At 40.6% G+C, this 24,706-nt stretch carries 24 protein-coding genes and 1 pseudogene; 21 read left to right on the forward strand and 4 right to left on the reverse strand.

What is annotated here, in order from left to right; all coding sequences use genetic code 11:
- Positions 1–107: 107 nt before the first annotated feature.
- From SMSK597_RS06400 to deoD, 3 genes and pseudogenes are all read left to right on the forward strand, one after another.
- Positions 108–353 (forward strand): annotated as a pseudogene (locus SMSK597_RS06400) (phosphorylase family protein); the annotation flags it as partial.
- Positions 347–1,630, forward strand: coding sequence for a chloride channel protein (locus tag SMSK597_RS06405; protein ID WP_000910663.1), 1,284 nt, complete (start codon positions 347–349; stop codon positions 1,628–1,630). The pseudogene SMSK597_RS06400 and the gene SMSK597_RS06405, both read left to right, overlap by 7 nt.
- A gap of 352 nt (positions 1,631–1,982) precedes the next feature.
- Complete coding sequence (gene deoD / locus SMSK597_RS06410) at positions 1,983–2,693, forward strand: purine-nucleoside phosphorylase (RefSeq protein WP_004237758.1); 711 nt, start codon at positions 1,983–1,985, stop codon at positions 2,691–2,693.
- Between the two features lie 26 nt (positions 2,694–2,719).
- On the opposite strand, the gene SMSK597_RS06415 is transcribed toward deoD, so the two are convergent.
- From SMSK597_RS06415 to coaA, 3 genes are all read right to left on the reverse strand, one after another.
- Positions 2,720–3,244 carry a DNA topology modulation protein gene (locus SMSK597_RS06415; RefSeq protein ID WP_000703238.1) on the reverse strand — a complete coding sequence of 175 codons (525 nt, stop codon included), beginning with the start codon at positions 3,242–3,244 and terminating at the stop codon, positions 2,720–2,722.
- 52 nt (positions 3,245–3,296) lie between these two features.
- Entirely contained in the window at positions 3,297–3,533 is a 237-nt protein-coding gene (rpsT, locus tag SMSK597_RS06420) for a 30S ribosomal protein S20 (RefSeq protein WP_001274010.1), read from the reverse strand.
- Between the two features lie 67 nt (positions 3,534–3,600).
- On the reverse strand, positions 3,601–4,521 hold the full coding sequence (gene coaA, locus SMSK597_RS06425) for a type I pantothenate kinase (protein WP_000180507.1): 921 nt from the start codon (positions 4,519–4,521) through the stop codon (positions 3,601–3,603).
- A 200-nt stretch (positions 4,522–4,721) separates the two neighbouring features.
- Between coaA and SMSK597_RS06430 the strand changes: the two genes are divergently transcribed.
- The 9 genes from SMSK597_RS06430 (at position 4,722) to SMSK597_RS06470 (ending at position 13,087) form a co-directional block, all read left to right on the forward strand.
- Positions 4,722–5,126 carry a hypothetical protein gene (locus SMSK597_RS06430; protein ID WP_000698100.1) on the forward strand — a complete coding sequence of 135 codons (405 nt, stop codon included), beginning with the start codon at positions 4,722–4,724 and terminating at the stop codon, positions 5,124–5,126.
- Positions 5,127–5,334: 208 nt separating this feature from the next.
- On the forward strand, positions 5,335–5,925 hold the full coding sequence (locus SMSK597_RS06435; protein ID WP_080551624.1) for a methyltransferase: 591 nt from the start codon (positions 5,335–5,337) through the stop codon (positions 5,923–5,925).
- Positions 5,922–7,199, forward strand: coding sequence for a pyrimidine-nucleoside phosphorylase (locus SMSK597_RS06440; protein WP_001202989.1), 1,278 nt, complete (start codon positions 5,922–5,924; stop codon positions 7,197–7,199). Before SMSK597_RS06435 ends, SMSK597_RS06440 begins: the two co-directional genes overlap by 4 nt.
- Positions 7,200–7,218: 19 nt before the next feature.
- The gene (gene deoC / locus SMSK597_RS06445; protein ID WP_000773715.1) at positions 7,219–7,881 is read left to right on the forward strand and encodes a deoxyribose-phosphate aldolase; all 663 of its coding nucleotides are present in this window, start codon (positions 7,219–7,221) and stop codon (positions 7,879–7,881) included.
- Positions 7,868–8,257, forward strand: coding sequence for a cytidine deaminase (locus SMSK597_RS06450; RefSeq protein WP_000246098.1), 390 nt, complete (start codon positions 7,868–7,870; stop codon positions 8,255–8,257). The genes deoC and SMSK597_RS06450 overlap by 14 nt, the downstream gene beginning before the upstream one ends.
- Before the next feature lie 89 nt (positions 8,258–8,346).
- Complete coding sequence (locus SMSK597_RS06455; protein ID WP_001036159.1) at positions 8,347–9,399, forward strand: BMP family lipoprotein; 1,053 nt, start codon at positions 8,347–8,349, stop codon at positions 9,397–9,399.
- Between the two features lie 142 nt (positions 9,400–9,541).
- Positions 9,542–11,077, forward strand: a complete 1,536-nt coding sequence (locus SMSK597_RS06460) for an ABC transporter ATP-binding protein (protein WP_000929816.1) — start codon at positions 9,542–9,544, stop codon at positions 11,075–11,077.
- Complete coding sequence (locus SMSK597_RS06465; protein ID WP_000038670.1) at positions 11,070–12,128, forward strand: ABC transporter permease; 1,059 nt, start codon at positions 11,070–11,072, stop codon at positions 12,126–12,128. Before SMSK597_RS06460 ends, SMSK597_RS06465 begins: the two co-directional genes overlap by 8 nt.
- Before the next feature lie 2 nt (positions 12,129–12,130).
- A complete protein-coding gene (locus SMSK597_RS06470; RefSeq protein WP_000029115.1) occupies positions 12,131–13,087 on the forward strand; it encodes an ABC transporter permease in 957 nt (318 codons plus the stop codon).
- Positions 13,088–13,125: 38 nt separating this feature from the next.
- On the opposite strand, the gene plsY is transcribed toward SMSK597_RS06470, so the two are convergent.
- Complete coding sequence (plsY, locus tag SMSK597_RS06475) at positions 13,126–13,767, reverse strand: glycerol-3-phosphate 1-O-acyltransferase PlsY (protein ID WP_000628799.1); 642 nt, start codon at positions 13,765–13,767, stop codon at positions 13,126–13,128.
- 135 nt (positions 13,768–13,902) lie between these two features.
- On the opposite strand from plsY, the gene parE reads away from it, so the two are divergent.
- From parE to parC, 9 genes are all read left to right on the forward strand, one after another.
- Entirely contained in the window at positions 13,903–15,846 is a 1,944-nt protein-coding gene (parE, locus tag SMSK597_RS06480; RefSeq protein ID WP_000037263.1) for a DNA topoisomerase IV subunit B, read from the forward strand.
- Positions 15,847–15,860: 14 nt separating this feature from the next.
- Entirely contained in the window at positions 15,861–17,888 is a 2,028-nt protein-coding gene (locus SMSK597_RS06485; protein WP_025169674.1) for an N-6 DNA methylase, read from the forward strand.
- 17 nt (positions 17,889–17,905) lie between these two features.
- A complete protein-coding gene (locus SMSK597_RS06490) occupies positions 17,906–18,550 on the forward strand; it encodes a restriction endonuclease subunit S (RefSeq protein WP_080551625.1) in 645 nt (214 codons plus the stop codon).
- Entirely contained in the window at positions 18,528–19,049 is a 522-nt protein-coding gene (locus tag SMSK597_RS06495) for a restriction endonuclease subunit S (protein ID WP_255261782.1), read from the forward strand. Before SMSK597_RS06490 ends, SMSK597_RS06495 begins: the two co-directional genes overlap by 23 nt.
- Before the next feature lie 150 nt (positions 19,050–19,199).
- Complete coding sequence (locus tag SMSK597_RS06500) at positions 19,200–19,541, forward strand: hypothetical protein (RefSeq protein WP_000247490.1); 342 nt, start codon at positions 19,200–19,202, stop codon at positions 19,539–19,541.
- A gap of 12 nt (positions 19,542–19,553) precedes the next feature.
- On the forward strand, positions 19,554–20,156 hold the full coding sequence (fic, locus tag SMSK597_RS06505; protein ID WP_000242274.1) for a protein adenylyltransferase Fic: 603 nt from the start codon (positions 19,554–19,556) through the stop codon (positions 20,154–20,156).
- A gap of 64 nt (positions 20,157–20,220) precedes the next feature.
- Positions 20,221–21,081 carry an aminoglycoside 6-adenylyltransferase gene (locus tag SMSK597_RS06510; RefSeq protein WP_001201002.1) on the forward strand — a complete coding sequence of 287 codons (861 nt, stop codon included), beginning with the start codon at positions 20,221–20,223 and terminating at the stop codon, positions 21,079–21,081.
- Positions 21,078–21,638, forward strand: coding sequence for a nucleotidyltransferase family protein (locus SMSK597_RS06515; protein ID WP_000570841.1), 561 nt, complete (start codon positions 21,078–21,080; stop codon positions 21,636–21,638). The genes SMSK597_RS06510 and SMSK597_RS06515 overlap by 4 nt, the downstream gene beginning before the upstream one ends.
- Before the next feature lie 370 nt (positions 21,639–22,008).
- A complete protein-coding gene (parC, locus tag SMSK597_RS06520; protein WP_080551627.1) occupies positions 22,009–24,489 on the forward strand; it encodes a DNA topoisomerase IV subunit A in 2,481 nt (826 codons plus the stop codon).
- Positions 24,490–24,706: the final 217 nt, after the last annotated feature.

The raw sequence follows: 24,706 nt of genomic DNA on the forward strand, positions 1-24,706 counted from the left end.
TAACTGACGAAGTCAGTAACCATACATACGGCAAGGCGACGTTGACGTGGTTTGAAGAGATTTTCGAAGAGTATAAACAGAAAGGTAGAGCGCGTGTTCTAATTTGAACACGAGCAGAAATTCGTACCTATAAGATGCTTGGAACAGATGTGGTCGGAATGTCAACTGCTCCTGAAGTTATTGTTGTAGCCTACTCAGGTTTGAAACTTCTAGGAATTTTATGTATTACTAACTATACTACTGGTTTCAAAGAAGAGATTAACCACGAAGAGGTTATAGAAGTGACTGAGTGTGTTAAAGGTGATTTTAAAGGCTTACTTAAAGCCGTTTTTGCTGAATTATTACTATGTTAAAAGAATTGAGGAGTATTTTTCAGAAAATCCCTTATAATCTTAAATTATTCCTAGCAGTCATTTTGCAAGGAATAGTTTCAGGTTTATCTGGTATTTTTCTACATTATCTTTTAAAGATGATAGAGGGGATAGCTTTTGGTCAATCAGAGCATCAAACTGTATTCTTGACAGATGGAGTTTCCTCGTCGCGGATAGGATTAAGTTTAATAATCGTGGGTGTCAGCTCATCCTTGGTCTGGTATTTCTTGCAAAAAAAATCACAGATTTTTTCCATTAAAGCACAGATGAAGGATGAGACTTCACAATACAAACTTCATTTTTTAAAACAGCTATTTCATTCAATTTGGCAGATCATTGCAGTTGGAGGGGGAGCCCCTATTGGTAAAGAAGCTGCGCCACGAGAGATTGGGACTCTATTTGCAGGACCAATTGGAAAAATATGTTCTCTCTCTAAGAAGGATCAAATCTTTCTCCGTGCTTGTGGTGCTGGTGCTGGTTTAGCAGCTGTCTATCAGGTTCCATTAACAAGTGTCTTCTTTGTTTTTGAAACTCTAGGAATTGCTCTATCTATTAAACGAGTTGTCTTAGTCGGTTTTACTACCTATGTGTCAACCTATATAGCAGGCTTGGTTATTTCAGATCAGGCTCTCTACCAGATTCCAGCCATTGCATGGTCATTAAAGGAAATATGGATTATTCCCTTATTACTTCTTTTCTTAACCCCACTAGCTTGGCTTTTTGGTCGCTTGAGTAAAGAAGTGTCTTCAAACAGAATAAAAGATAAACGAATACTTCTCACATTGCCTACAGCTTTTCTTTTTCTTGCTGGGTTGGCAAGTTATTTTCCACATCTACTTGGAAATGGACGTATGATGGCTCAGGAAGTATTGAATGGTAGCAACGGCAAAACAGTATTCCTCTTGTTTATCCTAAAAGCACTGGTCGTTCTTATTACTCTGTGGGCAGGGGCCTATGGTGGTACACTTACGCCATCTTTTGCCTTGGGGATGGCTGGAGCTGCTCTCTTTGGAATGATTCTAGGTGGGGATAGCCAGCCAAGCATTTTGCTTTTGGGATCTGTTTGCTTTTTGTCTGTGACTTTGAGGGCTCCCTGGTCAGCAACTGGATTAGTAATAGGTTTCACTGGGCTAGCTTTAGATTCTCTTCCGTATCTCTTAGTAACAGCTGTTTTAGCCTATGAATTTGCAAAAATATTAGACCGTTTTTCTTGGGCTAACATACTGTGTCAGAAGTCAAAGAATAGAGTAATAAGATAGAGAACGACCGTTTCTTCTAATCAAAGATTTATCTTAAAAGATTAAAAACTATTGTCAATTTATCAATAACTGTTTGAAATAAAAAAGAAGTAGGCTTATCGGAGTCATGATTGAATCCGATTTTTCCTAGCTATGAAATATAAAAATAAAAAAAGAAAGGTAGAGCGTGTGTTTTGATTTGAACACGAGCGGAAAACTTTTCATAACAATAAAAGAAAGGATGGGTTAACTGTATTCATTGAACTGAATACGGGCGGAGAACTGTGTAAAAAAGATAAACTGTCTAGCATCTGAGATGCGTCGTCAGTTTCCTATTTTTACTTTGTTCTCTGTCGCCCTTTATATCTTAACTATGTCTATCCATATTGCTGCTCAGCAGGGTGAAATTGCTGATAAAATTCTTCTTCCTGGGGATCCTCTTCGTGCTAAGTTTATTGCGGAGAATTTCCTTGAAGATGCTGTTTGTTTTAACGAAGTGCGTAACATGTTTGGTTACACTGGTACTTACAAGGGTCACCGTGTATCTGTCATGGGAACTGGGATGGGAATGCCATCTATTTCGATTTATGCGCGTGAGTTGATTGTTGACTACGGTGTGAAAAAATTGATTCGTGTGGGAACTGCAGGTTCTTTGAATGAAAATGTTCACGTCCGTGAATTGGTTTTGGCGCAGGCAGCTGCAACCAACTCTAACATCATCCGCAATGACTGGCCACAGTATGATTTTCCACAAATCGCTAGCTTTGATTTGCTAGATAAGGCCTACCATATTGCCAAAGAACTTGGTATGACCACCCACGTTGGGAACGTTTTGTCATCTGATGTCTTTTATTCAAACTACTTTGAAAAGAACATCGAGCTTGGTAAATGGGGAGTCAAGGCTGTGGAAATGGAAGCAGCAGCACTCTACTATCTGGCAGCCCAGCACCATGTTGATGCTCTTGCTATCATGACTATTTCTGATAGTTTGGTTAACCCAGACGAAGACACGACTGCAGAAGAACGCCAAAATACCTTCACCGATATGATGAAGGTTGGATTAGAAACCTTGATTGCAGAATAATTATAGCTAAAAAAGGAAGCCCTTCTTTATGAATTGGAGGACTTCCTTTTATTATTCAGAAATTGATCTAGCTCTCTCTGATTTCGAAGAATAGTGACTTTATGTGAATATTCTTGGCAAAGTTTTTGGTAATTTTTTCTTTGAGCTTTAGTCCGTCCATCCCTGAGAATCCATCTGATAAACTCCCAATTAAATTGTTCTTGACAACCAGCTGCCATACTTTCTCTTACTGTTCCCCGGTATTTAAGATAACGTTTAAAGGCTCGTAGCAGACAATTCCAGCGAGAAAAATTGAGAAAGATAATTTGGTCAGCTTCCTGCATTCTTTCTTCGTAATAGCACCAAGAATAATTACCATCAATGACCCAAGCTTCATGCTTGGTGAGAAAGTTTTTCATCTCGGTCAACATCCATTCACGGTCACTGTCTTGCCAACCGGGTTGAAATTGGAGTGTGTCCATGTGAAGTTTTGGGATGGAGTAGCAGTTAGACAACTTTTCGGCTAGAGTTGACTTACCAGCACCAGAATATCCGATAATTGAGATTTTCATTTTCTACCTTTTCCTATTTGGAGACAAAAAAACAGCCTCTATGGACTGTTTCTTATTTAGCAAGTTTAGCTGAAAGACGAGCTTTATCGCGGCTTGCTTTGTTTTTGTGAATCAAACCTTTAGTTTCTGCTTTATCGATAGCTGAGCTAGCAGCACGGAAAAGTTCTTCAGATGGGTTTGCTTCGAAAGTTTTGATAGCAGTACGCATAGCTGATTTTTGAGCTGAGTTCTTTTCGTTTTGTTTAACGTTCAATTCAGCGCGTTTGATAGCTGATTTAATGTTTGCCAATGTTCTTACCTCCATATTTACTAACTATACCATTATATCTGAAAACTTACGTTTTGACAAGGGAAAATTACTTTTTTAAGTAAATTTCATCTATTTCATGGTTCTTGCTTTTATGAAGAATCACTTCCGCACGATTTCTGGTCGGTTCAATATAATTTTGTAGATTTGTCAGATTGATACTGGTCCAGACTTGATGGGCAAAGGCTTCCACTTCCCAAATTGGCATTTGAGTAAAACGATAATAGTAGCTATTAGGGTCATTTTGGGCTAGGCTCAGCATTTTTAAGAAACGGTCCAGATACCAACTCTCGATGTCATCGACTCCAGCATCAACATAGATGGAAAAGTCAAAGAAGTCAGTGATATAGAGACGCTCGTTTTGTGGATTTTGAAAGACATTGATTCCCTCAACAATGACAAAGTCAGCTGCTTTGACGCTTTGCTTTTCCTCAGGTACGATGTCGTAGACTTCATGAGAATAGACAGGAATATCCACATCTTGTCCGTTTTTGATGCGGTCCAAGAAGTTGAGAAGAGCTTCCATATCATAGCTTTCAGGAAATCCTTTACGATTTAAAATCCCCTGCTCAATCAAGGTCTGGTTGGGATAGAGAAAACCATCAGTTGTTACCAACTCAACCCTAGCATCTTTAAGCGTACGGGATAGTAAGATTTGCAGTAGTCGACTAGTTGTGGATTTTCCAACGGCAACACTCCCAGAAACCCCAATGATAAAAGGCTGGGATTTGCTTTCACGTTGAAGGAAAATCCCTTTTGAAAAGGCCAAATCATCCTTGGTACGCTTATAAATCTGGATGAGATGGGCTAGGGGAAGATAGACATCTGTAACGTCTTGAAGACTGATTTGGTCATTAAAACTCTTGATAGATTCCAATTCTTCTTCTGTCAAAGGAGGTGTTGTTTTTCGATGTAAGGATTGCCAAGTCTGGCGGCTGATTTTTTCAAAATGTAAAAATTCGTTGGTCATTTGTTTTCCCCTAGATATTTTGTCTATCATACCATAAAAAGCTAAAAAAATAAAGCGGTTTCTTGAATGTGTTAAGTCAATAGTATATAATAGATGTAGATAGAGGATGAACAATTTAGTGATGAAGTAGGAGCTACTTTCTCCTGACTTATAAGCTAATAAAGGGGGCTTTGGGATTCACAACTTATAGGAGGTGTACTATGAAAATCTTAAAACGTTACATATTGGAACTTTGTTTTATTTTAAGTTTTGCACTACCTTTTATAAAAGGGGCGAATGCGGATAATGGCAGACGCTTTGTGGAAATCTATTACGGTTTTACTTTTTTGATGGAACATGCTATTGTAACAGCTGTATTTATCTGTTCGCTCTTGATTGATTGCCTACTAAAAAAACGGTGGACGAAATGGCTTGCTGCTGGAAGTTATCTATTTTTGATTTTGTGGATTGCTACAGAGGGTTATTTCTTCCGCATGTCGCTAGAAGATTTGGTACGGCTTTGGACAAGTTTGGAAATCCTGACAAAAACGTATCAGTTGGGCTTTTATCTAAATATTTTGTTGGGAATTTTGTTGATAATTAAGTATCTGAAGGTTAAGCAATAGTAATAAAAATGCGCTTGATTATAGACAATAAATTTGTTGTTTTATCATGGCAATGATAGCTGTAGTCCTAGATGAAATACTATTTGCTTATAAAGGTTGAAAGAGATTGAAGGGGAGCTATTGTAAAGCAACTTCCTTCAATCTTTTTGTCTCATTCTGGATATGTAAACGATTTACAATTTAAGTCAAATTATGGTAAAATAGTTTCATGAGTAAAATGTATTATGCAGAGAATCCTGACGCTGCTCACGATATTCATGAGCTGAGAGTGGAGTTGTTGGGAGAAAAAATGACCTTTTTAACGGATGCGGGTGTTTTTAGCAAGAAAATGATTGACTTTGGAAGTCAACTCTTGCTCAAGTGTCTGGAGGTCAACCAAGGAGAGACAGTCCTAGATGTAGGCTGTGGTTACGGACCTTTGGGCTTGTCTTTAGCTAAGGCTTATGGAGTTCAGGCGACCATGGTTGATATCAATAATCGTGCCTTGGATTTGGCGCGACAAAATGCTGAACGAAATAAAGTAGAAGCGACGATTTTCCAGTCCAACATCTATGAACAAGTTGAAGGCACATTTGACCATGTTATTTCAAATCCTCCTATCCGTGCAGGCAAGCAAGTGGTTCACGAAATCATTGAGAAAAGTAAAGATTTCTTGGAAACTGGTGGAGATTTGACCATCGTCATCCAGAAAAAACAAGGGGCTCCAAGTGCTAAGTCCAAGATGGAGGATGTGTTTGGTAATTGTGAAATCCTTAAAAAAGACAAGGGATACTATATCCTTAGAAGTGTGAAAGAATGAGAGCAGTTGATTTAATCCAAAAGAAACGAGATAGTCAAGAACTGACTTCGAGTGAAATTGAATGGCTGGTAGAAGGCTATGTGTCAGGAACGGTTCCTGATTATCAGATGTCTGCCTTTGCTATGGCTGTTTATTTTAAAGGAATGACGACACGAGAAATCTCTGACCTAACTATGAAGATGGTCAAGACAGGTCAAGAGTTTGATTTATCCGCTATTGATGGGGTTAAGGTTGACAAGCATTCTACGGGTGGTGTTGGTGACAAGGTGACCTTGATTTTAGCTCCTCTTGTTGCTAGCTTCGGTGTACCTGTGGCAAAAATGAGTGGTCGTGGTCTCGGCCATACTGGTGGAACAATTGATAAATTGGAGTCCATTAAGGGCTATCAAGTAGAACGTAGTCAAGAGGATTTTATTCGTCAGGTTCAGGATATTGGTGTATCTGTCATTGGGCAATCAGACCAGCTGGTTAAAGCAGATAAGCTTCTCTACGCTCTCCGTGATGTGACCGCAACTGTTGACACGATTCCTTTGATTGCCAGTTCGGTGATGAGCAAGAAAATTGCGGCAGGGGCGGGTGCTATTTTGCTAGACGTGACTGTCGGTGAGGGTGCCTTCATGAAGACGGTTGATGAGGCGCGTGAATTGGCTCAAACCATGGTGGAACTTGGTAAGGCAGTTGGTAGAAAAACGGTAGCAGTGATTACGGATATGAGCCAGCCTTTAGGGCGTGCTATTGGAAATCGTCTGGAGATCCTTGAAGCATTGGAGATTTTACAGGGTCAAGGACGTCAGGATATTACCCACTTCATCTGTGAATTGGCTCAAATTATGCTTGGCCTGGCAAATGTAAATAAAACAGTTGAAGAAGTCCGCCAACATCTTGAGAATGGTCAAGCACTGGCTAAGTTTGAGGAAATGGTGCAAGCCCAAGGTGGGGACTTGGAAGACCTCTACCGTCCTGTCAATGTTGCCCATGTGGTAGAAATTCCTGCCCAGGAAACGGGTGTCATTTCAGCTCTTCCAGCAATGGAATTTGGGCTTTATGCTATGAGACTGGGGGCAGGCCGTGCAGTCAAGTCTGATGCCTTGGACTATGAAACAGGAATTGTTTTTGAAAAGAAGGTTGGAGATTCTGTTCAAAAGGGAGAAATTGTTGCAAAAGTATACACAAATGGAAAAATTTCTCCTCAGCTAGTTACAGATTTTCAAAAATATGTTAAAATAAATGATAGGGTGCAAAGTTTACGAGAAATTATAGAAATTATCTCATAAACCGCAGGAGAATCCGAATATGAAATTAAATAAATATATCGATCATACGCTTTTAAAACAAGATGCAACAGAAAATCAAATTGATTGTTTGTTGTCTGAGGCTAGAGAGTATGATTTTGCCAGTGTTTGTGTTAATCCGACCTGGGTTGAACATGCTAAAAAAGGGCTTGAAGGCACAGATGTCAAGGTCTGCACAGTAGTAGGTTTCCCTTTGGGGGCAACAACTTCAGTCGTGAAAGCTTTTGAAACCAAAGAAGCTATCCAAAATGGAGCAGATGAGATTGATATGGTGATCAATGTTGGGGCTCTCAAATCAGGTAATTTAGCCTTGGTTGAATCGGACATCCGTGCTGTTGTAGAAGCAAGTGGTGACAAGTTAGTGAAAGTCATTATTGAAGCTTGCCTGCTGACCGACCAAGAAAAAGTTGTAGCTTGCCAATTAGCCCAAAAAGCTGGAGCTGACTTTGTCAAAACATCTACTGGATTCTCAACTGGTGGTGCTACGATAGCAGATGTTACATTAATGCGTGAAACAGTTGGACCTGATATGGGAGTCAAGGCTGCTGGTGGAGCTCGTTCTTATGCAGATGCTCTTGCCTTTGTTGAAGCAGGGGCGACCCGTATTGGAACGTCAGCTGGAGTAGCAATTCTAAAAGGAGAATTGGCTGATGGCGACTACTGAGTTGATTGAACTGGCAATTGAAACCAGCAAGAAAGCCTATGTCCCCTATTCTCACTTTCCTATCGGAGCAGTTTTAGTGGCAAAAGACGGAAGTGTTTACACGGGAGTGAATATCGAAAATGCTAGCTATCCTTTGACCAATTGCGGTGAGAGAACAGCCATTTTTAAGGCTGTATCTGAAGGGCAAAGAGAATTTTCAGAGCTGATTGTTTATGGTCAAACTGAAAAACCGATTTCACCATGTGGTGCTTGTCGCCAAGTAATGGTCGAATTTTTTGAACAAGATCTAAAAGTGACCTTAGTCGCAAAAGATAAATCGACGGTCGAGATGACGGTCGGGGAATTACTTCCATACTCTTTTACAGACTTAAATTAGTCTGAGTCGCTCTCTGAGTGGCACGGTCCTTGTGGCCAACCAATCCATACTTGCAACATCGTTGCACATCTTATTTAGGAGGTTCAGTAATGAACAAGAAACAATGGCTAGGTCTTGGCCTAGTAGCAGTGGTAGCAGTTGGACTTGCTGCATGTGGTAACCGCTCTTCTCGTAAGGCAGATTCATCTTCTGATGTGAAGACAAAAGCAGCAATCGTCACTGATACTGGTGGTGTTGATGACAAATCATTCAACCAATCAGCTTGGGAAGGTTTGCAGGCTTGGGGTAAAGAACACAATCTTTCAAAAGATAACGGTTTCACTTACTTCCAATCAACAAGTGAAGCTGACTACGCTAACAACTTGCAACAAGCGGCTGGAAGTTACAACCTAATCTTCGGTGTTGGTTTTGCCCTTCACAATGCAGTTAAAGATGCAGCAGCAGAGCACACTGATTTGAACTATGTCTTGATTGATGATGTGATTAAAGATCAAAAGAATGTTGCGAGCGTAACTTTCGCTGATAATGAGTCAGGTTACCTTGCAGGTGTAGCTGCAGCAAAAACAACTAAAACAAAACAAGTTGGTTTTGTAGGTGGGCAGGAGTCAGAAGTTATCTCTCGTTTTGAAGCAGGATTCAAGGCTGGTGTTGCGTCAGTAGACCCATCTATCAAAGTACAAGTTGACTACGCTGGTTCATTTGGTGATGCTGCTAAAGGTAAAACAATTGCAGCCGCACAATACGCAGCCGGTGCAGATATTGTTTACCAAGTAGCTGGTGGTACAGGTGCTGGTGTCTTTGCAGAAGCAAAATCACTCAACGAAAGCCGTCCTGAAAATGAAAAAGTTTGGGTTATCGGTGTTGACCGTGACCAAGAAGCAGAAGGTAAATACACTTCTAAAGATGGCAAAGAATCAAACTTTGTTCTTGCATCTACTTTGAAACAAGTTGGTACAACTGTAAAAGATATTTCTAACAAGGCAGAAAAAGGTGAATTCCCTGGTGGTCAAGTAATCGTTTACTCATTGAAGGATAAAGGGGTTGACTTGGTAACAACTAACCTTTCTGAAGAAGGTAAAAAAGCCGTTGAAGATGCTAAAGCTAAAATCCTTGATGGAAGCGTAAAAGTTCCTGCAAAATAATGGATGGAAGTTATTTCTTAGGAAGCGGCCATCGGCCGCTTTTTAAGAGTTGAGACAAAGTCATTTTGTCTCAGTAAAGCTTGCTACTAGACAAACTAGCAAGTTTTATTGAAATAAAATAAGACTCTGAAAGGAAGAGCACATGGCACACGAAAATGTCATTGAGATGCGTGATATTACCAAGGTGTTTGGTGAATTTGTTGCCAACGACAAAATCAACCTGCACCTACGAAAGGGTGAAATTCATGCACTTTTAGGAGAAAATGGGGCTGGTAAGTCCACGCTCATGAACATGTTAGCAGGCCTTCTTGAACCAACTAGTGGTGAAATCGCGGTCAACGGTCAAGTTGTCAACCTTGACTCCCCATCTAAAGCAGCTGGCTTGGGAATCGGAATGGTTCACCAGCACTTTATGTTGGTAGAGGCTTTCACGGTGGCTGAAAACATTATTTTAGGTAGTGAATTGACTAAAAATGGTGTGCTAGATATCGCTGGAGCTAGCAAAGAAATCAAGGCTCTTTCTGAACGTTATGGCTTAGCTGTGGACCCTTCTGCCAAGGTGGCAGACATCTCAGTTGGAGCCCAACAACGTGTAGAAATTTTAAAAACCCTTTATCGGGGAGCTGATATTCTTATTTTTGACGAACCAACGGCTGTTTTGACTCCATCAGAAATTGAGGAGTTGATGGCCATTATGAAAAATCTTGTCAAAGAAGGAAAATCAATTATCTTGATTACCCACAAGTTGGACGAGATTCGCGCAGTTTCTGACCGCGTTACAGTTATTCGTCGTGGGAAATCAATTGAAACCGTCAAAATTGCAGGGGCTACTAATGCTGATTTGGCAGAAATGATGGTAGGACGTTCTGTTTCCTTTAAAACAGAGAAACAAGCCTCTCAACCAAAAGAAGTGGTCTTGTCAATCAAAGATTTGGTGGTCAATGAAAACCGTGGTGTTCCAGCTGTGAAAAATCTGTCCTTGGATGTTCGAGCGGGAGAGATTGTTGGTATTGCGGGGATTGATGGAAATGGTCAGTCTGAACTGATTCAAGCCATCACAGGTCTTCGCAAGGTTGAATCTGGTAGCATTGAGCTAAAAGGAGATTCAATTGTAGGCTTGCATCCACGACAAATTACAGAACAAAGTGTTGGGCACGTTCCAGAAGACCGTCACCGTGATGGTTTGATTTTGGAAATGATGATTTCTGAAAATATTGCCCTTCAAACCTACTATAAAGAACCACATAGTAAAAATGGAATTTTGAACTATTCAAATATTACTTCTTATGCTAAAAAGCTAATGGAAGAGTTTGATGTTCGTGCTGCCAGTGAAATAGTACCAGCAGCGGCACTCTCAGGAGGAAATCAACAAAAAGCAATTATTGCTCGTGAAATTGATCGAGATCCTGATCTCCTTATCGTCAGCCAGCCAACTCGTGGGTTGGATGTCGGTGCCATTGAATATATCCACAAACGCTTGATTGAAGAGCGTGATAATGGCAAGGCTGTCCTTGTTGTCAGCTTTGAATTGGATGAGATTTTAAACGTCTCAGACCGTATTGCCGTTATCCACGATGGTAAGATTCAAGGTATTGTATCACCAGAAACAACCAATAAACAAGAACTTGGTGTCTTGATGGCTGGTGGAAACTTGGGAAAGGAGAAGAGTGATGTCTAAAAAATTACAACAAATTTCGGTTCCCTTGATTTCTGTCTTCCTAGGAATTTTACTCGGAGCCATTGTTATGTGGATCTTCGGTTATGATGCTATTTGGGGTTACGAAGAATTGTTCTACACAGCCTTCGGTAGTCTACGCGGGATTGGGGAAATCTTCCGTGCCATGGGGCCTTTAGTCTTGATTGGTCTGGGCTTTGCCGTTGCTAGTCGTGCAGGTTTCTTTAACGTTGGACTTCCTGGTCAGGCTTTGGCAGGTTGGATTCTCAGTGGTTGGTTTGCTTTGTCGCATCCAGATATGCCACGTCCCTTGATGATTCTAGCGACTATCGTGATTGCCTTGATTGCTGGTGGAATTGTCGGCGCGATTCCGGGTATTCTGAGAGCCTATCTAGGGACGTCAGAGGTCATTGTGACCATCATGATGAACTACATTGTCTTGTATGTAGGAAATGCCTTTATCCATGCATTCCCTAAAGACTTTATGCAAAGTACAGATTCGACCATTCGTGTTGGAGCTAATGCAACCTATCAGACTCCTTGGTTGTCCGAATTGACTGGTAATTCGCGGATGAATATTGGTATTTTCTTTGCCATCATTGCCGTTGCAGTTATTTGGTTCATGCTCAAGAAAACAACCCTTGGTTTTGAAATCCGTGCGGTTGGTCTTAATCCACATGCTTCAGAATATGCTGGTATTTCTGCCAAACGAACGATTATCCTATCTATGATTATTTCAGGTGCCTTGGCAGGTCTTGGTGGAGCTGTTGAAGGACTTGGAACCTTCCAGAACGTCTATGTTCAAGGGGCGTCATTGGCTGTTGGATTTAACGGGATGGCAGTTAGTCTGCTTGCAGCCAACTCACCAATCGGTATTCTCTTTGCAGCCTTCCTATTTGGTGTTCTCCAAGTTGGAGCCCCTGGTATGAATGCAGCGCAGGTACCGTCTGAGCTTGTCAGCATTGTAACAGCTTCTATTATCTTCTTTGTCAGTGTTCATTACCTTATCGAACGCTTTGTCAAACCGAAAAAACAAGTTAAAGGAGGTAAGTAAAGATGTCTATTACAACCTTGCTCACCCTCTTGGTGTCTTCTATGCTGATTTACTCAGCGCCCCTCATCTTTACAAGTATCGGTGGTGTTTTCTCTGAACGTGGTGGTATCGTAAACGTCGGCCTTGAAGGAATTATGGTTATGGGAGCCTTTTCTGGAGTTGTCTTTAACCTTGAATTTGCAGAACAATTTGGAGCAGCAACTCCTTGGTTATCCTTGCTTATAGCAGGATTGGTAGGGGGACTCTTCTCCATCATCCACGCAGCAGCGACGGTTCATTTCCGTGCAGACCATGTTGTCAGCGGTACGGTATTGAACTTGATGGCACCAGCCTTGGCTGTTTTCTTAGTGAAAGTCCTTTATAACAAAGGACAAACCGACAACCTAAGTCAGACTTTTGGACGCTTTGATTTCCCAGTCTTGGCAAATATCCCAGTTATCGGCGATATCTTCTTCAAGTCAACTAGTCTTCTTGGTTATCTGGCCATTACCTTCTCATTCCTTGCTTGGTTTATCCTCTTCAAGACTCGCTTTGGTCTTCGTCTCCGCTCTGTCGGTGAACATCCTCAAGCAGCGGATACCTTGGGAATCAATGTCTACAAAATGAGATATTTAGGGGTTATTATTTCAGGTTTCCTAGGTGGAATTGGTGGAGCGATTTATGCTCAATCCATCTCAGTTAACTTCTCAGTGACAACTATTGTTGGACCTGGATTTATCGCCCTTGCCGCGATGATCTTCGGAAAATGGAATCCAATCGGAGCCATGCTTTCTAGTCTTTTCTTTGGACTTTCACAAAGTTTGGCTGTTATCGGTTCTCAATTGCCGTTCCTACAAGGTGTGCCAACAGTTTATCTTCAAATCGCACCTTATGTCTTGACCATTCTTGTCTTGGCAGCCTTCTTTGGAAAAGCAGTCGCACCAAAAGCAGATGGTATCAACTATATCAAATCAAAATAAGCATACAAAAAAACGTCAGTTATGTTCAAACTGGCGTTTTATTTTTTAGGATTTTGATGGGTTAGGTTCAATCCCCAAGGGACTAAATTTTCAGTTTTATTTTTGATACGTGTGATATTATCCTTATGGCGAATAATAATCAAGCTAGCAAGAGCTAGGATAATAGCAATGAAGAGAGGGTCGTAGTTGCTCAGGATAAAACCAACAAGTGGAAAGAGTAGAACCCCGATAACAGCTGCGATAGATGCTGTGACACTAGAGAGTGAAATCATACTACCAAGATAGAGGGTTCCAAAGAAAACAACTGCAAGGTAGAGACAGAAGATAGGCGCAAATCCGAAAATCACACCAGCACTGGTTGCGACAGCCTTGCCACCCTTAAATCCTGCAAAGATTGGAAAGGTATGGCCAATAACAGCCAAAAGTCCAAAGATGAGAGGCGAAACGCCTTGCAGATGAAGAATAATCGGAAGAAGCGTTGCTAGGGTTCCTTTAAAAAAGTCAATGACAAAGGTTGCCATACCAGCTTTCTTACCTAAAATGCGAAAGGTATTGGTCGTTCCAGTGTTACCAGAACCATGCTCGCGTAGATTGATTTGAAAGAATACTTGTCCAATCCAGAGACCAGACGGAATCGAACCCAGCAGATAAGCTAGGATTAATAAAACTATTGTAATCATACTCCTATTATATCATGAATTGGGAAAGAAAGGCAGAGAATCTCTACTGAAATTGTCACACCGGAGAAAGAAAAATTTTGCAAAATCCTTGGAAAACCTGTAGAATAGTAAAGATGAACGAATAGGAGGTTCCTTGTGTCAAAAAAGGAAATCAATATTAACAATTATAATGATGATGCCATTCAGGTGCTAGAAGGGTTGGATGCGGTCCGAAAACGTCCAGGGATGTATATCGGATCGACCGATGGTGCTGGTCTCCACCACCTAGTTTGGGAAATCGTTGATAATGCAGTCGATGAAGCCTTGTCTGGATTTGGTGACCGTATTGATGTGACTATCAATAAAGATGGCAGTTTGACTGTGCAAGACCATGGTCGTGGGATGCCGACAGGGATGCACGCTATGGGAATTCCAACTGTTGAGGTTATCTTTACCATTCTTCATGCCGGAGGGAAATTTGGCCAAGGAGGCTACAAGACATCAGGTGGACTTCACGGGGTTGGTTCTTCTGTTGTTAATGCCCTATCTAGTTGGCTGGAGGTTGAAATCACCCGTGATGGTGCAATCTACAAGCAACGTTTTGAAAATGGTGGAAAACCTGTCACGACTCTGAAGAAAATTGGTACAGCACCTAAGTCTAAAACAGGTACCAAGGTTACTTTCATGCCTGATGCGACGATCTTTTCTACGACAGACTTCAAGTACAATACCATCTCAGAGCGTCTTAATGAATCCGCTTTCCTCTTGAAAAATGTGACCTTGTCTCTGACTGATAAACGAACAGATGAAGAGATTGAATTCCACTATGAGAATGGGGTGCAGGACTTTGTTTCTTATCTGAACGAAGACAAGGAAACATTGACGCCGGTTCTTTATTTTGAAGGGGAAGACAATGGTTTCCAAGTGGAAGTGGCCCTCCAGTACAATGACGGATTTTCAGATAATATTTTGTCCTTTGTCAATAACGTTCGTACCAAGGACGGTGGAACGCATGAAACAGGACTCAAGTCTGCCATTACCAAGGTTATGAACGACTACGCGCGTAAGACAGGTCTTCTCAAGGAAAAAGATAAAAACCTTGAAGGTTCAGACTATCGTGAGGGACTAGCGGCCGTTCTTTCTATCTTGGTTCCAGAAGAACACCTCCAGTTTGAAGGACAGACCAAGGACAAGCTAGGAAGCCCTCTTGCTCGTCCCGTTGTGGATGGCATTGTGGCTGATAAGTTGACATTTTTCCTTATGGAAAATGGGGAACTAGCTTCTAACCTTATTCGCAAGGCTATCAAGGCGCGTGATGCTCGTGAAGCGGCTCGTAAGGCGCGTGATGAGAGCCGAAATGGGAAGAAAAACAAGAAGGACAAGGGCTTGCTGTCTGGGAAATTAACCCCAGCCCAGTCCAAAAATCCTGCTAAGAATGAACTCTATCTAGTTGAGGGTGACTCTGCCGGCGGTTCTGCCAAACAAGGCCGTGACCGCAAGTTCCAGGCTATATTGCCCCTTCGTGGTAAGGTTATCAATACAGCCAAAGCCAAGATGGCGGATATCCTCAAAAATGAAGAAATCAATACCATGATTTATACCATTGGTGCGGGTGTTGGAGCAGACTTCTCCATTGAAGATGCCAACTATGATAAGATCATTATCATGACCGATGCGGATACCGACGGTGCCCATATCCAGACCTTGCTCTTGACATTTTTCTATCGTTACATGCGTCCTCTAGTCGAGGCAGGTCATGTCTATATTGCCCTCCCGCCTCTTTACAAGATGTCCAAAGGAAAAGGCAAGAAAGAAGAAGTAGCCTACGCATGGACAGACGGAGAACTAGAAGAACTCCGTAAACAGTTTGGTAAAGGAGCGACCCTTCAACGCTATAAGGGGCTTGGTGAGATGAATGCGGATCAGCTCTGGGAAACAACCATGAACCCAGAAACTCGTACCCTCATCCGTGTCACCATCGAAGACCTAGCCCGCGCCGAACGTCGCGTCAATGTTCTCATGGGAGACAAGGTCGAACCACGCCGTAAATGGATTGAGGACAATGTCAAGTTTACGCTGGAAGAAGCGACAGTATTTTAATGAAAGAAAATAATATGTTAGTAAACTGGAAATTAGAGTCGGATGTGAATGACTATGTGAAAAAGCAGTTTGAAAATCTTGGTTTGAAAAAATTGCAGGATTACAATGAAGAATCTGCTATGAGTGCTTATCTCAAAGAGGCGCTTAAGGGAGCGGCTAAGACGCAAACTAAGACTAATTTTGGAAAACCAGACTTTCATATTGAAAAATACAAACAAGTTCCTATCTTGATTGAAAACAAACTCAAATTATCTAAGTTAGTTGCTCAAACAAAGGACGGTATTAAGTTTGATGATAAATCAATTAGTGATTTTGCAGTGAATGGGGCTTTGCATTATGCGAGGGCAGTTATTGATAGTGGTAAATATCATGAAGCCGTCGCAGTTGGTGTTGCAGGTGATAATGAAGAAAATGTGACTATCAAAGTTTATTATGTCTTTGGTTCTGCTCCTAATGCCTATAAAGAGTTATCAAAGGTTACGACTTTTGATTTTTTGGAAAATGAGTCTACCTTTGAGACTTTCTACAAAGATGCTGTCTTGAGCGAAGAAGAAAAACACCAAATTCTGATTGATAGTCAAGCGACCTTGCAAGGCTATGCTAAAAAGCTCAATAAATTGATGCACAACCATAATATCACAGCTCCTCAACGGGTGCTTTATGTGTCTGGTATGCTATTATCTATGCAGGATATCGTAGATTGTAAGGGCAACAAGGTTGATGAGGGCTTAATACCTGACGATTTAAAAGGTGTGCAGTCTGAAACCAAGCGTGATGGTAAGAAAGTTGTTGATCAAATCAAGGCTTTCCTAGATGAACGTGAAATCAATGAAGATAAGAAAACTCTCATGTTGGCTTCTTTTGGAGAAATTTCCAAAGATAGCCAGCGTGACGAGTTGATCACAAATGACAAAGAAGTAGCACAACTTCTCCCTCAAAAGGAAAATTCTGTTACCAAGCAAATCTTCACTTTTATCTATGAGAATATTTTCAAGTCCATTGATGGTTTGGGTGGACATATCGATATTATGGGGGAGATGTACTCCGAATTTCTAAAGTATGCTTTGGGAGATGGAAAAGAAATTGGTATTGTTCTGACCCCTCCTTATGTTACCAAAATGATGGCGCAAATTCTGGGGATAACAAGTGAGAGCAAGGTTATGGATTTGGCGACTGGTTCAGTTGGTTTCCTCATTTCAGCGATGGAGTTGATGATAGATCATGCAAATATCAGTTTTGGGAAGGGGACTTCTCGAGCCAACGATGAGATTGCGAAGCTCAAGAAAGATAATCTACTAGGAATAGAACTAAATGCAGAGATGTATACCTTAGCGACAACCAATATGATTCTTCGTGGAGATGGATCTAGTCGAATTGAAAAAGGTTCGGCCTTCAATCGTCCTGAGAGTCTGTTTATGGATTTTAAAGCTAATCGTGTCTTGCTGAATCCCCCTTTCTCTTATGAAGAAAATGGTCTTCCTTTTATAGCCTATGGTTTGGATAAGATGGAGCGTGGCGGTCTTGGTGCTATTATCATTCAAGATAGTGCTGGTTCTGGTAAGGCGATAAAGACAGCTCAAGCTATTTTGAAAAAGCATACCCTACTTACCTCTATAAAAATGCCCGTTGACCTTTTTATTCCCATGGCAGGGGTCCAGACTTCTATCTATATTTTTAAGGCACATGAGGCACACGATTACGACCAGACGGTTAAATTTATTGACTTTAGAAATGACGGTTTTAAACGTGCTAAGCGAGGTATTTCAGAGGTTGATAATCCTATCCAGCGTTACCAAGATGTGATTAAAATTTATAAGGCTGGAAAGAGAGCGGAAGTGAGTAAAGAACTTTGGGATTTAGATGCTATCTTTATTGAGGACTTTATCACTGACAAGGGTAATGATTGGAATTTCGAACAGCACCAGATCATTGATACAAAACCAACCTTGGACGATTTTAAAAAGACTGTTGCCGACTACTTAGCTTGGGAAGTGGAACAACTCCTGAAAAGTAAGGGAGAAGATAGCTCAAAAAAATCCTAAGCCCTCGCCTTCAAAAATTGGAAGAGGAATTTGAAGCAAGTGGGGGCGAGTGGAGAGAAGTCAAAGTGGGAAAATTGTTTCATATTCGTCCCACTAAAAATTATGGTCTAACAAATCAGAAACTGTTTGCTAATTATGGTTCAGTACCAGTTGTAGTTAATTCCAGTCAAAATAATGGAATTGGGGGTTTTGGTGATTTAGAACCTACAGAACGAGGAAATATGATTACTTTTTCTGATACAACTACATCGGATAGTATTTTTTATCAACCAAATGATTTTATAGGCTATTCGCATGTGCAGGGAATGTTTCCATATGAAGAGTGGAATAAGTACAGTTTGCTGTATTTTGTAATATGCTTTAGAACGGCTACAAAAGGGAAATTTGACTACGGAAACAAATTTAATCGAGATAAGGCAAAAGAGATTTTAGTCACCATACCCTACCACAACAATAAGATAGCATTCAAATATATGGAAAACTACATCAAAGCGCTCGAGGCTTATCTAACTGTAACAAATCTCAGAGATTATCATCTTACAAAAAATGATGAAAAAGTACTTGACAAGTTTGCAAAACTTTCCGATACTAAGAGTAGAGGAGTCGGAGGACTATGCTTATTTCAAATTGCAAGATGTATTGAAATGGTGTTCTGGAATTAAAGAGTTAAATCCGTTAAAATTAGATGAATTATCCGATGAAAGCGAAAATAAATATCCTTTCTATGGACAGGCAATAATTAATAATGGTATTATTTCTTATCACAATTTGAGAAGAGAGGTTCTAAATAATCCAGATGGAAGACCAACAATTTTAATTCATTCTAATAATCAAAATATTGTCTATTTAGAGTCACCATTTTATCTAAAAGATGGACATGGTGCAACAAGTGTTCTACAATCAGAGAAATTGGACAAATATACGGCATTCTACTTAATGACTGCAATAAAAAAAGTTATTGAGAAGAGATTTAATTATAATGCCAAGGCTACCAAAATTGGGTTAAAAGAAACAGAGATTCAACTTCCAATCCAAAATGGACAAATCGACTATACATTTATGTCTGACTTTATTCGAGCAGTAGAGAAATTAGTTATCAAGGATTTAGTTATCTGGGCTGATAAAAAAATTGCTGCGACTAAGGAAGTAGTAGCAAGATAGTTCAGGAATATCTGTCCTTTTTAGGGAGTAGCTGTCCTGACTTTTAGGCAGCTACTCCCTAAAAAGGACAAGTTGAGTTTTGATAACAGCTGTTTATTTACAACTTACAAAAAGTTTACATTGAAAAAAGTAAGAAGGAGTATCTAATGAATGGTGAATAAGAAACCTAAAGGAGCGGCGAAAATTAGATTGTTCAAAATAAGTCATGCAGAGTATGGGCAAGTACTTGATGTGTTGGATGCGAAAACATCTATTTTGGATGTAAGCAATATGATTTCTAACAGAGAGCCTGATTATGAGTATTATATTCCTGAAGTGATATTTTCATTGGACAAAGAGGCTAAGGAAAATGGTTTCTATTTTAGCGGACTCAACGGAGATTTTGCTTACTTACCAAGGGTTACTACAGACATTGTAGAGTTTGAGTTGCCAGATGAACTGAAAGAACATATTGCTAAAGGACACCCTGTTTTCTATACAAAATGGCGTTAATAAGGGGAAAATATGGTGTTGGAAAATAAACTAGGCATTACAAACTCAGCCCAGCTGGCAGATGCAGAAGAAAAACTGACAAAAAAACAAGCCGCCCTGCTTTTTCAGACAGGAGACTTGTTCAAGATGGAAGTTGGGACATTTGCAGGGCTGTCAGCGATTCACCACTATCTCTTTTCAGGTATCTATGATTTCGCTGGAAAAATCCGTGATGTCAATATTGCAAAGGATAACTTTCAATTTGCCCCCCGTATTTTTTTAGAGCAATCCTTACAGTATATTGACAAACTTCCTCATGACAATTTTGATCAAGTGGTTGATAAGTATGCGGATATGAATATTGCCCATCCTTTCCGTGAGGGAAATGGACGCGCAATGCGGATTTGGCTAGATTGTATGCTTCGTGAAAAGCTGGGTAAGGTGGTAGATTGGAACGCCATTGATAAGGATGAATACTTGAATGCCATGAAGCGTAGTGCAGTATCGACTGGAGAACTCAAGTATTTACTTCTCAATAACTTGACGGATGACCTCAGTCAGACCAGTTTCTTTAAGGGAGTGGATGCTTCATACTACTACGAAGGATACAGTCTTTACCAGACAGGGGAATTATAATATAAAAACTATCCAGTAAGAAGAAGCAGACACCTAGTAATCTATAAAACGAGAAGGTACTGACATGAGAGCTGAAACAGAAATGCTAGATTTGATTTTACAGACTGCCAAAACTTTACAAGTCAAAGCTGTCGCCATGTCTGGTTCACGGACAAACCCAAAGGCCCCAAAAGATGAATTTCAAGACTATGACGTGGTCTATGTCGTGGACGATTTAGATAATCTGACGAGTGACCTTTCTTGGCTAGACCAGTTTGGCAAACGCATTATTGAGCAAGAGGTTGCTCTTGACCATCGTCGTCTCTACCTCATGCTCTTTGAGGATGGTAACCGTATTGATTTAACTCTTTGCCCAAAAGAACACATTCAAGAGTGGGTGGATAGTGAGGCTGATTATACAGTTTTGAAAGATGAGAAAGGCTTGTTTGAGTTCTATTCTCCCAGTCCTCAGCGTTTCTGGATGAGTCCAGCTAGTGCGTTAGATTTTAAAAATTCCTGCAATGAATTTTGGTGGGTATCAGCCTACGTTGTCAAAGGGATTTGTCGCAATCAAACCATCTATGCGACCGACCATCTCTACAGTATTTGCCAACAAGAACTCTTAAAAGTCTTAGCTTGGCAGGTAGCAAGTAATAAGGGAACAGTAGACGTCGGCAAGAACTACAAGTACCTCTTTAACAATTTACCTGCTGAGAAAGAAAAGGAATTCTCAAATCTGCTTGATTTCTCAAGTAGTGATAAAATCACTCAATCCTTGTTTGCTACGATGGAACTTTTCCACCAAGAAGCTCAAAGACTTGCTCAAAAGCTGGGCTTTGCCTACGATAAGGAAGTGGCTGAGAAGATGATTGAGTATGCTGAGGAAAGAGTGAAGAAGTTTGGGAATAATTGGAAAAATGAAAAAGCGAGAGGAGAAGACTCATGATTGAAAAAGTGGAACGCCTCATTACAGAGATTAATCGTATTCATCGAGAATATTCTAGAGATTATTTTGAAACGGGTAAGGTGGAAAAAATCAATCTCAAGCATACCTTTTCAAAAGTTTCGACTAAAGCGATTTTGGCCTACCGTCTGAATTTACATGAGTCAATTAATGATTATCTGATGAAAGCGGATGTCCAAGATATTGCCTATGTTTATCGTGTCAAAACTTCTGAGTCTATTTTAGATAAAATTACACGTTTTTCAGAACGTCAAGAGGGCTATCCTGTGAATTCCATTCTTAATGATATTTTTGGTGCTCGTATGATTTTAAGTTCCAAAGAGATAGCTCAAGTTATGGAGAAACTAGATGATTGGCAAGAGCTGTACGGACTAAAAAATTGGTATTTACGTGATAAAGATGGCTATGTTGGCATTCATATCTATTTTAAAAATAAAAGTAATTTTTACTACCCATGGGAACTCCAACTTTGGGATAAGAAAGATGTAGATAGCAATATCGCTAGCCATATCAAGTATAAACGAGGATTTGTGGAGTAGACATTTCAAGTGGAAATGACGATACAGGAATTGGATGAAATTCACTTACTCTATATTTTTTCTTTTTCCATAGTATTTACTCTACATTCTTCGAAAGGAGCTGAACACGCCCTAAATGCTGTGTGAAAACTCCTTATTACTAACTGAAGCAACACATTTTAAACACATTAAACTACAGAAAAGATAGTTTGGTTACTGAGTGTAACTGAACATTGGACTAATCCTTTTATCATTACACATACTCTATATTCTTTGAAAGGAGTTGAACACGCCCTAGATGCTGTGTGAAAAAGATAAATTCTCTTGTGAGTATCGCTAACTGCAAGAATTTTCTATTTTCACTTGATATTTTACGGGCTCTGTATCCTATATGAGTAACATTCAAAATATGTCCCTGGAGGACATCATGGGAGAGCGCTTTGGTCGCTACTCCAAGTACATTATTCAAGACCGGGCTTTGCCAGATATTCGTGATGGTTTGAAGCCGGTTCAGCGCCGCATTCTTTATTCTATGAATAAGGATGGCAATACCTTTGACAAGAGCTACCGTAAGTCGGCCAAGTCTGTTGGTAACATTATGGGGAATTTCCACCCACACGGGGATTCTTCTATCTATGATGCCATGGTTCGTATGTCACAGGACTGGAAAAATCGTGAGATTTTGGTTGAAATGCACGGTAATAATGGTTCGATGGACGGAGATCCGCCTGCGGCTATGCGTTATACTGAGGCGCGTTTGTCTGAGATTGCAGGCTATCTTCTTCAGGATATCGAGAAGAAGACCGTTCCTTTTTCTTGGAACTTTGATGATACCGAGAAAGAGCCGACAGTTTTACCAGCAGCCTTTCCAAACCTCTTGGTCAATGGTTCGACTGGGATTTCGGCTGGTTATGCTACAGACATTCCTCCACATAATTTAGCTGAGGTCATTGATGCTGCAGTTTACATGATTGATCATCCAACTGCCAAGGTGGATAAACTCATGGAATTCTTACCGGGACCAGACTTCCCGACAGGAGCCATCATCCAAGGCCGTGATGAAATCAAGAAAGCTTATGAAACAGGAAAAGGGCGCGTGGTTGTTCGTTCCAAGACTGAGATTGAAAAGCTAAAAGGCGGTAAGGAACAAATCGTTGTCACTGAGATTCCTTATGAAATCAACAAGGCCAATCTAGTCAAGAAAATCGATGATGTTCGTGTCAATAATAAGGTGGCTGGTATTGCTGAGGTTCGTGATGAGTCTGACCGTGACGGTCTTCGTATCGCGATTGAGCTCAAGAAAGACGCCAATACGGAGCTTGTTCTTAATTATCTTTTCAAATATACAGACCTGCAAATCAACTACAACTTTAACATGGTGGCGATTGACAATTTCACACCTCGTCAGGTCGGGATTGTTCCAATCCTGTCTAGCTATATCGCCCACCGTCGAGAAGTGATTTTGGCGCGTTCACGCTTTGACAAGGAAAAGGCTGAGAAGCGTCTCCATATTGTCGAAGGTTTGATTCGTGTGATTTCGATTTTGGACGAAGTCATTGCTCTTATCCGTGCATCTGAGAATAAGGCTGACGCCAAGGAAAACCTCAAAGTCAGCTATGATTTTACAGAGGAGCAGGCAGAGGCAATTGTTACCTTACAACTTTACCGTTTGACCAATACAGATGTGGTTGTCTTGCAGGAAGAAGAAGCAGAACTTCGTGAAAAGATTGCCATGCTGGCGGCTATTATCGGTGATGAACGGACCATGTACAATCTCATGAAGAAAGAGCTTCGTGAGGTCAAGAAGAAATTTGCGACACCACGTTTGAGTTCTTTAGAAGACACTGCGAAAGCAATTGAGATTGATACAGCTAGTTTGATTGCTGAGGAGGATACCTATGTCAGCGTGACCAAGGCAGGTTACATCAAGCGTACTAGCCCACGTTCCTTTGCCGCTTCAACCCTGGAAGAAATTGGCAAACGTGATGATGACCGTTTGATTTTTGTACAAGCTGTCAAGACAACACAGCACCTTTTGATGTTCACGACGCTTGGAAATGTCATTTATCGACCAATCCATGAATTGGCAGACATTCGCTGGAAGGACATCGGAGAGCATCTGAGCCAGACCATTACAAACTTTGAAACTAACGAAGAGATTCTTTATGTGGAAGTCGTGGATCAGTTTGATGATGCGACAACTTATTTTGCAGCTACTCGTCTCGGTCAAATCAAGCGTGTAGAACGCAAAGAATTCACTCCATGGCGAACCTACAAGTCTAAGTCTGTCAAGTATGCTAAACTAAAAGATGAGACAGACCAAATTGTAGCAGTGGCTCCGATTAAACTGGATGATGTTTTCTTGATTAGCCAAAACGGTTATGCCCTGCGTTTCAATATCGAAGAGGTTCCTGTTGTCGGTGCCAAGGCTGCAGGTGTCAAGGCTATGAACTTGAAAGAAGATGATGTTCTCCAATCTGCCTTTATCTGTAATACCTCGTCCTTCTACCTCTTGACTCAGCGTGGAAGTTTGAAACGTGTTTCTATTGACGAAATTCCAGCAACCAGCCGTGCCAAACGTGGTTTACAAGTTTTGCGTGAGTTGAAAAACAAACCGCATCGTGTCTTCTTAGCAGGAGCAGTTGCAGAGCAAGGCTTCGTTGGTGACCTCTTTAGTACAGAAGTGGACGAGAACGATCAAACTTTGCTTGTCCAATCGAATAAAGGAACAGTCTATGAAATCCGATTGCAAGACTTGAACCTGTCAGAACGCACAAGTAACGGTAGCTTCATCTCTGACACGATTTCAGATGAAGAAGTTTTTGAGGCTTATCTTCAGGAAGCTTATACAGAATTTGAATCTAAGAAATGATAAAAAACAATGAAAAGCTTTTAATTGAGAAATTTCTTAAGCCATAGATTTAAGACTTGAATTTGATTATATATACAAAAAATGAACAGTAGAATTCCCAAGTGGTAGGGACTTAATCCTGTTCGTTTTCTTATTTTCATTGGTATAGGCTGCCTGGCATTTAATTGTGGAATTATTAATATGTGGTCAATTATTCAAGCTGGATTAATAAAAAATA

It is taken from the genome of Streptococcus mitis SK597 (assembly GCF_000148545.1).
In the GTDB taxonomy this organism is placed as follows: Bacteria; Bacillota; Bacilli; order Lactobacillales; family Streptococcaceae; genus Streptococcus; species Streptococcus mitis_C.